At 69.0% G+C, this 8,897-nt stretch carries 14 protein-coding genes; 3 read left to right on the plus strand and 11 right to left on the minus strand.

Features of this window, described 5'->3' with window-relative positions; all coding sequences use genetic code 11:
* Nucleotides 1–747, minus strand: a 747-nt coding sequence (locus ABDV68_RS16400) for an SDR family oxidoreductase (protein WP_343521179.1), incomplete at its 3' end; no start/stop codon positions are given.
* An 89-nt stretch (nucleotides 748–836) separates the two neighbouring features.
* Nucleotides 837–1,166: a 4a-hydroxytetrahydrobiopterin dehydratase gene (locus ABDV68_RS16405; protein ID WP_343521180.1), complete on the minus strand. Its 330-nt coding sequence runs from the start codon at nucleotides 1,164–1,166 to the stop codon at nucleotides 837–839.
* A 1-nt stretch (nucleotide 1,167) separates the two neighbouring features.
* Here ABDV68_RS16405 and ABDV68_RS16410 point away from each other — a divergent pair, with 1 nt between their 5' ends.
* The 3 genes from ABDV68_RS16410 to ABDV68_RS16420 are packed head-to-tail and all read left to right on the plus strand — an operon-like array spanning nucleotide 1,168 to nucleotide 2,797.
* Nucleotides 1,168–1,575 carry a metallopeptidase family protein gene (locus ABDV68_RS16410; RefSeq protein ID WP_343521181.1) on the plus strand — a complete coding sequence of 136 codons (408 nt, stop codon included), beginning with the start codon at nucleotides 1,168–1,170 and terminating at the stop codon, nucleotides 1,573–1,575.
* Entirely contained in the window at nucleotides 1,572–2,156 is a 585-nt protein-coding gene (gene ccmA / locus ABDV68_RS16415; RefSeq protein ID WP_343521182.1) for a heme ABC exporter ATP-binding protein CcmA, read from the plus strand. The genes ABDV68_RS16410 and ccmA overlap by 4 nt, the downstream gene beginning before the upstream one ends.
* A complete protein-coding gene (locus ABDV68_RS16420; protein ID WP_343521183.1) occupies nucleotides 2,153–2,797 on the plus strand; it encodes a heme exporter protein CcmB in 645 nt (214 codons plus the stop codon). Before ccmA ends, ABDV68_RS16420 begins: the two co-directional genes overlap by 4 nt.
* Before the next feature lie 132 nt (nucleotides 2,798–2,929).
* On the opposite strand, the gene ABDV68_RS16425 is transcribed toward ABDV68_RS16420, so the two are convergent.
* From ABDV68_RS16425 to ABDV68_RS16465, 9 genes are all read right to left on the minus strand, one after another.
* Nucleotides 2,930–3,799, minus strand: coding sequence for a class I SAM-dependent methyltransferase (locus tag ABDV68_RS16425; RefSeq protein WP_343521184.1), 870 nt, complete (start codon nucleotides 3,797–3,799; stop codon nucleotides 2,930–2,932).
* A 9-nt stretch (nucleotides 3,800–3,808) separates the two neighbouring features.
* The gene (gene thrC / locus ABDV68_RS16430; protein WP_343521185.1) at nucleotides 3,809–5,206 is read right to left on the minus strand and encodes a threonine synthase; all 1,398 of its coding nucleotides are present in this window, start codon (nucleotides 5,204–5,206) and stop codon (nucleotides 3,809–3,811) included.
* A gap of 43 nt (nucleotides 5,207–5,249) precedes the next feature.
* Nucleotides 5,250–5,909, minus strand: coding sequence for an SURF1 family protein (locus tag ABDV68_RS16435; RefSeq protein ID WP_343521186.1), 660 nt, complete (start codon nucleotides 5,907–5,909; stop codon nucleotides 5,250–5,252).
* Nucleotides 5,906–6,304: a DUF983 domain-containing protein gene (locus ABDV68_RS16440; protein WP_343521187.1), complete on the minus strand. Its 399-nt coding sequence runs from the start codon at nucleotides 6,302–6,304 to the stop codon at nucleotides 5,906–5,908. Before ABDV68_RS16440 ends, ABDV68_RS16435 begins: the two co-directional genes overlap by 4 nt.
* Complete coding sequence (locus tag ABDV68_RS16445; protein WP_343521188.1) at nucleotides 6,297–6,806, minus strand: DUF3291 domain-containing protein; 510 nt, start codon at nucleotides 6,804–6,806, stop codon at nucleotides 6,297–6,299. Before ABDV68_RS16445 ends, ABDV68_RS16440 begins: the two co-directional genes overlap by 8 nt.
* Complete coding sequence (locus ABDV68_RS16450) at nucleotides 6,803–7,708, minus strand: cytochrome c oxidase subunit 3 (RefSeq protein WP_343521189.1); 906 nt, start codon at nucleotides 7,706–7,708, stop codon at nucleotides 6,803–6,805. Before ABDV68_RS16450 ends, ABDV68_RS16445 begins: the two co-directional genes overlap by 4 nt.
* Nucleotides 7,709–7,812: 104 nt before the next feature.
* The gene (locus ABDV68_RS16455) at nucleotides 7,813–8,352 is read right to left on the minus strand and encodes a cytochrome c oxidase assembly protein (RefSeq protein ID WP_343521190.1); all 540 of its coding nucleotides are present in this window, start codon (nucleotides 8,350–8,352) and stop codon (nucleotides 7,813–7,815) included.
* The gene (locus ABDV68_RS16460) at nucleotides 8,349–8,495 is read right to left on the minus strand and encodes a hypothetical protein (RefSeq protein ID WP_343521191.1); all 147 of its coding nucleotides are present in this window, start codon (nucleotides 8,493–8,495) and stop codon (nucleotides 8,349–8,351) included. The genes ABDV68_RS16455 and ABDV68_RS16460 overlap by 4 nt, the downstream gene beginning before the upstream one ends.
* Nucleotides 8,492–8,897: UbiA family prenyltransferase (locus tag ABDV68_RS16465; RefSeq protein ID WP_343521192.1), on the minus strand; the 406-nt coding region annotated here is incomplete at its 5' end. The genes ABDV68_RS16460 and ABDV68_RS16465, both read right to left, overlap by 4 nt.

An 8,897-nucleotide genomic window follows, 5' to 3' on the forward strand; every position in this document is an offset into this window, starting at 1 on the left:
CATCGAGCCGCGCAGGAAGCGCGCGGCGAACCACATGCGGCGCGCGGTCTTGCCGACCAGCGTATGGAGCCGGTCGCCGTGCACCGCGTCCCACGCGGCCTGCGCGGCCTGCCCGACCGGCGTGAATTCGAGCCGCGCCGCGCGGACGCGGTCGCGCATCGTCTCGTTGCTGCCGACCGGGGTGCCGTCGAGGATCGCGGTGTCGATGAAGCTCGGCAGCAGCGCGCGCACGCGGATCCCCTCGCCATGCCATTCGGCGTCGAGCGCTTCGGTGAAGCCGCGCACCGCGAACTTGGTTGCCGAGTAGATCGCGACCCCCGCCGTGCCATAGATGCCCGCCGCCGACGCGGTGTTGAGCAGGCAGCCCTCCGAGTCCTTCAGATAGCGGTGTCCGGCATGGGCGCCATAGACGACACCCATCAGGTTGATGTCGACGCAGCGGTCGAGCTCATCGACCGTGGTCTGCGCGAAATTGCCGCCCACGCCGACTCCGGCATTGTTGAACAGCACGTCGAGCCGCCCGCCGCTCGCCGCGACGAAATCCGCCAGCGCATCGCCCCATGCCGCGCGGTCGCGCACGTCCAGCTTGTGGACGGTCACCGGCGCCCCGCCGAGCAACCGCGCGGTCTCGGCCATCCCGGCGTCGTCGATGTCGGCGAGACCGACCCGCCAGCCGCGCGCGGCGAAGAGCTGCGCCACGGCCCGGCCGATGCCCGATCCGCCGCCGGTGATGAAGATCGCCTGCATACCCCTCTCCTCCGCGCCGTACCGCTTGATCTAATTTGGCGGCGACGTTCTAGGGGAGCAGACCAAACCCGATTTTGCAAGCCATGAGATCACTCGACCAGTGCGTCGATCGCTCGGGCCATGTCGATGTCGCGGCCGGACAGGCCGCCGGCGTCATGGGTGGTGAGCAGGATGTCGACGCGATTCCACACGTTCGACCATTCGGGATGGTGGTCGGCTTTCTCGGCAAGCAGCGCGACCTGAGTCATGAAGGCGAAAGCCTGGCTGAAATCGTCGAAGGTGAAGCGGCGCGTGATCGCGTCGCGGCCCTCCTGATAGTCCCATTCGGGCAGCCCCTCGAGCGCGTCCTCGCGCTCCGCCTGGCTCAGTTGCTCGACCATCCTTCCCTCCCTTGCCTGGCTCGGGCATAGCGCAGGCACGATGGCCGAGCAAAATGCGACTTACGCCCCGGACGCCGCGCAGATGGAGACGCTCGCACGGGCGGCGCTGGCGCGCATTCCGGCGCCGTTCGCGGCGCACCTCGCCGATGTGGTGCTCGTGATCGAGGAGTTCGCCGACGAGGAAACGCTGCGCGACATGGGGTTCGAGGACCCGTTCGAGCTGACCGGCCTCTATGTCGGCCGCCCGGTCGGCGAGAAGGACGGGTTCATGGGCGAGCTGCCCCGGCCCGATACCATCCACCTCTATCGCCGCCCGCTGCTCGACGAATGGGTCGATACCGGAGTCAGCCTCGAAGCGCTGATCACCCATGTCGTGGTGCACGAGGTGGGGCATCATTTCGGCTTGTCGGACGACGACATGCATGCGCTGGAAGACAGCGTCGGGTGAGCGCGCCAAGGCTCGCCTTCGACCATGTCGCGTGCCTGCGCGGCGGGCGGCTGCTGTTCGAGGGGCTGAGCTTCACGCTGGAGGAAGGCGGCGCGGCACTGGTGACCGGGCCGAACGGCGCGGGCAAGTCGAGCCTGATCCGGATCGCGGCGGGCCTGCTCGAGCCGGCGGCGGGGACCGTGGCGGTCGAAGGCGAGCGCGCGCTGCTGACCGAGGCGGCGGCGCTGGATCCCGAGCTGCCGGTGGCGAAGGCACTCGGCTTCTGGGCCGGTCTCGATCGAAGGCGCGATGCGGCCGAGGCGGCGCTCGAGGCGGTGGGCCTGTCCCGGCTCGCGCCGGTACCGGTGCGGCTGCTGTCGACCGGACAGCGGCGGCGCGTGGCGATCGCGCGGGTCGTGGCGAGCGGCGCGCCGGTGTGGCTGCTCGACGAGCCGGCCAACGGCCTCGACCAGGCGGCGGCGGCGACGCTGGGCGCGCTGATCGCCGAGCATCGTGTGGCGGGCGGGATCGTCGTCGTCGCGACTCATCTGCCGATCCATATCCCTGGCGCGCATGGCGTGCGGATCGGGGAGGCGGCATGAGCGGCTTCGCTTCCCTGGTGCGGCGCGAACTGCGGCGGGCGTGGGCCGCGGGTGGGCTGACGCTGCCGGTCGCCTTCTTCCTGCTGGTGGCGATCCTCTTTCCGTTCGCGATCGGGCCGGAGCCCAAGCTGCTTGCGCGAGTCGGCGGCGGGGTGATCTGGGCGGCGGCATTGCTCGCCGCGCTGCTTCCGGTCGAGCGCTTGGTGATGCCGGATCTGGAGAGCGGCATGCTCGATCAACTCGCGGTACGCGGCTGGGCGGATGCGAGCGTGGCGGCGGCGAAGACGCTGGGGCATTGGCTGGGCTTCGCGCCGACGCTGCTAGTGGCGACGGTGATCGCGGCGGCCCTGCTCAACCTCTCGCTCGACCAGGCGCGCGCGGCGCTGTTGGCGCTGCTGATCGGCACGCCGGGACTGGCGGCGCTGGGGGTGGCGACCGCGGCGCTGACCGCTGGACTACGCGGCGCGGGGGCGGTGGCGGGGCTGGTGATGCTGCCCTTTGCGGTGCCGTTGCTGATCTTCGGCGCGGGCGCGATGACGGGCGACGCGAGCGCGATGAAGCTGCTGGGGGCGGTGAGCCTGGTGCTGGTGGCGGGGTGCCCGCTCGTGGCCGGCGCGGCGATGCGGATGGGGCGGGGCTAGAATTCCTCCGATTTCTTCGTCATTCCGGCCTTGTGCCGGGGATCCACCGGAAGGCTAGCTTTGAGCTAGAGGCTCGATCGCATCGCGCGCGGCACTGTGGATCCCGGCACAGGGCCGGGATGACGGATCGCACTACCGACTCCACCGCGCAAAGATCGCGGTCGGCAACAGCAGTCCCCTCGCCTCCTCGCGCACCGCGAGCTCGCCGCATTCGATCTTGCCGCCCAGGTCCGCGAAATGCTGGTTCAGCAGCTCGCCGATCGCCAGCGCGGACATGCGGATCGCGTAGACGGTGAGGAACAGGAAGCGCGAGTCGGCGTCCAATAGCTGGCGGCAATTGGCGATCAGGCCGGGCAGGTCCTGTTCGAGCTGCCACACCTCGCCGGTCGGGCCGCGGCCATATTTGGGCGGATCGAGCAGGATGCCGTCATAGCGGCGGCCGCGGCGTACCTCGCGCGCGACGAACTTTCCCGCGTCGTCGATGATCCAGCGGATCGGCTTGTCGCTCATGCCGGAGAGCGCGGCGTTGCCCTTGGCGGCCTCGACCGATTTCTTCGAGGCATCGACATGCACCATCTGCGCGCCGCTCGCGGCCATCGCCAGCGTGCCGACGCCGGTATAGCCGAACAGGTTCATGACGGCCGGCGCCTCGACCCCGGCGACCTGCTCGCGCATCCAGCTCCATACCGGCGCCATGTCGGGGAAGAAGCCGAGATGGCGGAAGGGCGTGGTCTGGGCGGTGAAGCGGACCTGGCCCCAGGCGAGTGGCCAGCCCTCGCGCGGGACGGGCCTGGAGAACACCCAGCGGCCGCCGCCCTCGTCGTCGGGCGCGGGCGTGAACTCGCCATGCGCGTCCCAGCCATCGGACGCGGGCGCCCACATCGCCTGCGGCTCGGGCCGGATGAAGCGATAGTCGCCATAGCGCTCGAGCTTGCGGCCATGGCCCGAGTCGACGAGGCCGTAATCGGCCCAGGGTTCGCCGGTGAGAGTGACGAGGTTCATCGTCTCCCCTTAGCGGGGCGTGGCGCGCTCGGCGATATAGGTCGTCACCGCCTCGAAGGTCGCGGGAAGGACGTCGTAGCGCTCCTCGCGATCGAACAGGTCGCCGATGCGCGATGGCAAGGTGGGGCGGATGCCGGTGGCGCGCTCGACCGCGTCGCCGAACTTGGCGGGGTGCGCGGTGGCGAGGGTGACGACCGGCACGTCGGCGGCGATATCGGCGCGGCGCGCGGCGGCGAGGCCGATCGCGGTGTGCGGGTCGAGGATCTCGTCGGCGCGGCTCGCGGCCCAGGCCATCGCCTGCGCCATCTCGCCGGCGTCGATGCGGTCGCTGGCGAACAGCGCGGCGGCGCCTTCGCGCTGGGCGTTGGTGAGACGCATCGCCTTGCTGGCCTCGAACCCGCGCATTTGTTCCGCGAGTGCGGCGCCGTCGCGACCGGCGAGGTCGAACAGGAGGCGCTCGAAGTTCGAACTGATCTGGATGTCCATGCTCGGCGCGGCGGTCGGCGTGACGGTGCCGGTCGAATAATCGCCCGCCGAGAGCGCACGGTGGAGGATGTCGTTGACGTTGGTCGCGACGACCAGCTTCGCGACGGGAAGTCCCATCTTTGCCGCGACATAGCCCGCGAAGACGTCGCCGAAATTGCCGGTCGGCACGCTGAACGCGACCTCGCGATGCGGCGCGCCGAGGCGGACGGCGGCGTAGAAATAATAGACCACCTGCGCCATCAGGCGAGCCCAGTTGATCGAGTTGACCGCGGTCACCTGGAAGCGGGAAGAGAACATGTCGTGGCCGAAGGCCGCTTTCACGATCGCCTGGGCGTCGTCGAAGCTCCCTTCGATGGCGACATTGTACACGTTCGGCGCCAGCACCGTGGTCATCTGGCGGCGCTGCACGTCGCTCACCCGCTTGCTCGGGTGGAGCATGAAGATGTCGATGCCCTCGCGCCCCGCCACCGCGTCGATCGCGGCCGAACCGGTGTCGCCACTGGTCGCGCCGATGATCGTGAGATGCTGGTCGGTGCCCTTGAGGAAGCGCTCGAACAACAGGCCGAGCAGCTGGAGCGCGACGTCCTTGAACGCCAGCGTGGGACCGTGGAACAGCTCGAGCAGGAAGTGGCGGTGGTCGAGCTGGACCAGCGGGGTCACCGCATCGTGGCTGAAGCGGCCATAAGCCTGCGCGCACAGCTCGCGCAACTCGGCCTCGGTCAGGCTGCCCGCGACGAACGGCGCCATCACGCGGACGGCGGTCTCGACATAGGAGAGGCCGGCGAGGGCCGCGATCTCGGCTTGGCCGAAACGCGGCCATTCGACCGGGACATAGAGCCCGCCGTCGCGCGCCAGCCCGGCGAGCGTCACGTCACGGAAATCGAGTTCGGGCGCGGCGCCGCGCGTGCTCTGGTAGCGCATGAGGCGCGGGGTTAGCCGCGCGCGGGCCGAGCGGCAAGAAAGTCTAGCTTTGCGGCGGCCCCGGTTCGGCGGGGGGCGCCGGGGGCACCGCCTTCCGGTCGCGCCAGCGCAACGCGAGGACGTAGATCACCGCCGCGGCCAGCGCGAACAGGAACCATTGCACGGCATAAGCGAGATGGTTGTTGGGGACGCTCGACGGGTCGGGCCGCGCGCTCTCGGCGAGGCCGGGGGCGGGCTTCTCGGCGACCAGCATCAGGCTGCGCGGCGGCCGCTTGCCGAACAGGCCGGCGAGCAAAGGCGTGGCGTCGGGCGCATGGGTGATCGTGCCGATCACCTCTCCGCCCTTCCACACCGGCTCCACGCCGGGGGCGGCGCTGACGCCCATGTCGAACTTGACCGTCAGCGCCTCGATCCCGGTGCGGCACTCGGCGATATGGCGCCAGCCCTTGGCGCCGCTCTCGGCGCGGCCGGCCTGTTCGCTCCAGCCGACCACCTCGAGGCACATCGCCGAAGCGCGGCGGAAGAGGTGCTCGTCGCCGATCGGCGGGTTGGGGAAGGCCATCACCGGGCGCGCGCTGTTGCCGGCATAGCGTGCGATCATCGCCGCCTTCTCGGCGCGCCGGTCGAGCTGCCAGATGCCGAGCCCGATCATCGCGATGACGGCGAGGGCGACGATGATCGTGGGGACGACCGGAAACTTCATGCGCCCGGCTCCTTCAGGCGCCCCTCACGCGCGGCATTGCGATATTCGAGCGCGAGCAGCGCGCCCTTCGCCCAGCGCAGCGAGAACACGACCAGCACCACCGTCAGCGGAATCCACAGCAGCAGGTGGAGCCAGATCGGCGGGCTGGCGGCGAGCTCGAGCGCGATCGACAGGACGACGATGATCGTGCCGACGATCAAGGTGAGGAACGCCGCGGGACCGTCGCCGACGTTGAACGCGGCATAGTCGAGCCCGCAATTGCCGCAGCGCGCGGCGAACTTCACCCAGCCCGAAAACAGGGAAGGCGCGCCGCATCGCGGGCAGGCACCCTTGAACGCGGAATCGGGAACGGGAATGGCACCCGCGCTGCCCGGTTCCGGCGCCGGTTCAGGCACGACCTTCGCACCAGGGATCAGGCCGCATGTCGACCGGCGCGCCCGGCAGTCCCGGTGCGGGAAAGCGTGCCTTGAAGGTGAAGGCATGCGCGCTGGGTCCGAACCGCTCGAGCATCCACAGCCGCGCGAACACGTCGCTGACGCTCGGCGTCTCGCCCGCGCCGATCCACCACAGCACCTGGTAGTGGCCGTCGAAGCGCTCGAACCAGTGCTTGCGCCGCGCCATCACCGGCGTGTGCGCGCTGCGATAGACGAAGCCGAACAGCGCCTCGGCATCTTGCCACACCGAGAGGTTGACGATCAGCTGCGGATCGGGCGTCGGCTGGAGGTCGGTGGCGTTATTGCCCTCCCCCGTCAGCCGCCACACGAAGCCAGGGCTCGCCTCGGCCAGAGCATTGATGCGATCGAGTTCGGCGAAGAAACCGGCGACCTGCGGATCCTCGGGCGGCGCGAGCAGCCGCCCGATATTGGCCTGTGCGAGGTGCCAGCCCGGCGCCGTCACCCGTGGACCGGCGCGCCCGCGCTGCCCCAGACATAGACGACGACGAACAGGAACAGCCAGACGACGTCGACGAAGTGCCAGTACCAGGCCGCCGCTTCGAAGCCGAAATGCTGGCGCGGCGTGAAGTCGCCCTGATAGGCGCGCAGCAGGCAGACCATCAGGAAGATCGTTCCGACGATCACGTGGAATCCGTGGAAGCCGGTCGCCATGTAGAAGGCCGAGCTGTAGTTCGACTTGCCGAACACGAACGGCGCATGGGCGTACTCATAGGCCTGGATGCTCGAGAAGATCAGGCCGAGGATGATGGTCAGCCACAGGCCCTTCTTGACCACGTCGTTCTCGCCGACGCCGAGGAAGCCCCACAGGCCCTTGAGTTCGCCGCCGCGCTGATTGTGGATCAGGCCATGGTGCGCCCAGGTCACGGTGGTGCCCGAGAGCAGCAGGATGAAGGTGTTGAGTAGCGGCAGCTGGAAGGCGTTGAGCACTTCCATGCCCTTGGGCGGGAACTGCGCGACGGCGTCCTGCAGCACTTCGACCGTGCTCGCATGCTCGCCGCTCACCGCGATCGCGGCGGGGAACAGCGCGAAGTCGAACCACGCCCAGAACCAGCCGACGAAGAACATGACTTCCGAGGCGATGAACAGGATCATGCCGTAGCGCAGGTGAAGCTGCACCACCGGGGTGTGATCGCCGGCCTTGGACTCCTTGATCACGTCCACCCACCACGACGCCATGCAGAACAGGGTGGCGACGAGGCCCGAGAGCAGCACCCACACGCCGTGCGGATGATCCTTCATCCACATCAGCGCGCCGGTCGCGAGCCACAAGGCGGCGAGCGAGCTCAGCATCGGCCACGGGCTGGGCGGGAGAATATGGTAGTCGTGGTTCTTGGCGCCGGCCATCGTCCGTCCCTGTTCGTTTAGGCGTGATTCAACGCCGCCTTAAGGGGTGAGGTGAGCGTGTGCAATGGTGGTTGAGGGCCCCGAATGCCGCCCTCGGGCACCGCTCAGCCCTTGGGCTTGTCCGGATCGACCGGGTAGAAGGTATAGGACAGCGTGATCTTCTCGACGTCCTTGGTGTCGGGGTCGGTCAGTATCTTGGGATCGACATAGTAGATCACCGGCATGCGCACCGTCTCGCCGGGCTTCAGCGTCTGCTCGGTGAAGCAGAAGCACTGGATCTTGCTGAAATACTTGCCCGCCTGCTGCGGCGTGACATTGTAGGTCGCGGTGCCGGTGATCGGCACGGTGCCGGTGTTGGTCGCGGTGTAGAACGCCATGTCGCGCGCGCCGATCGAAATCTCGTCCGAGGCGACCTCGGGCTTGAACTGCCAGCTGAGCGCGGGACTGACATTGCTGTCGAACGCGACGGTGATCTTGGCGTCGACCGCGCCGGGCGCGGCCTCCGCGCGCATCGTGGTGCCGCCGAAGCCGGTGACCTGGCAGAACAGGCGGTAGAGCGGCACGCTGGCGAAGGCGACGCCGGTCATGGTGCACACGCCGAGCACGGCGAGCAGGGCGGTGCGCAGCTTGCGGTCGATCTTCACGGGTGCCTCACCGGGATGCCGGCGCTGATCTTCACGATGCTGATCGCGAACACCAGCACGACGAAGGCGAGCAGCAGCAGCGCCATCACGCGGGCGCGCGACTTCTGCCGGGCGCGGACGAGGTCTTCTTCTTCAGGGGTCATGCGAGCCCCCGATCGGCCGCGACCGCGGCGAACAGGATGAACAGATAGGAGATCGAATAGGCGAACAGCCGCTTCTCGGGCTTCATCGAGTCGCCGTCCGTGGCCATGCGCGTCGCCACCTGCGCGGCGAAGAGCGCGAACAGCGCGGTCGTGGCGATGGCGGTGATACCGTAAAGCGCGCCGGTCAGGCCGAGCGGCCACGGCGCGATCGCGGCGATCGCCATCGGAATGGTGTAGAGCCCGATCTGGGTGCGCGTGGCCTTCTCGCCCGCGACCACCGGCAGCATCGGAACCCCGGCATTGGCGTAGTCGGTCTTCACGAACAGCGCGAGCGCCCAGAAATGCGGCGGGGTCCATGGCGCTGTAGTTGGAGGCACCGATGGCGCGCACCTTGCCGGCTTC

Source organism: Sphingomonas sp. (assembly GCF_039595165.1).
GTDB lineage: Bacteria > Pseudomonadota > Alphaproteobacteria > Sphingomonadales > Sphingomonadaceae > Sphingomonas.

Excerpts from the sequence above, each read along its gene's own strand:
- ABDV68_RS16410 (WP_343521181.1), top strand. The coding sequence starts at position 1,168 with ATGGCCGAGCAAAATGCGACTTACGCCCCGGACGCCGCGCAGATGGAG.
- ABDV68_RS16435 (WP_343521186.1), bottom strand. The coding sequence starts at position 5,909 with ATGAAGTTTCCGGTCGTCCCCACGATCATCGTCGCCCTCGCCGTCATC.
- ABDV68_RS16420 (WP_343521183.1), top strand. The coding sequence starts at position 2,153 with ATGAGCGGCTTCGCTTCCCTGGTGCGGCGCGAACTGCGGCGGGCGTGG.
- ABDV68_RS16450 (WP_343521189.1), bottom strand. The coding sequence starts at position 7,708 with ATGGCCGGCGCCAAGAACCACGACTACCATATTCTCCCGCCCAGCCCG.
- thrC (WP_343521185.1), bottom strand. The coding sequence starts at position 5,206 with ATGCGCTACCAGAGCACGCGCGGCGCCGCGCCCGAACTCGATTTCCGT.
- ABDV68_RS16460 (WP_343521191.1), bottom strand. The coding sequence starts at position 8,495 with ATGACCCCTGAAGAAGAAGACCTCGTCCGCGCCCGGCAGAAGTCGCGC.
- ABDV68_RS16425 (WP_343521184.1), bottom strand. The coding sequence starts at position 3,799 with ATGAACCTCGTCACTCTCACCGGCGAACCCTGGGCCGATTACGGCCTC.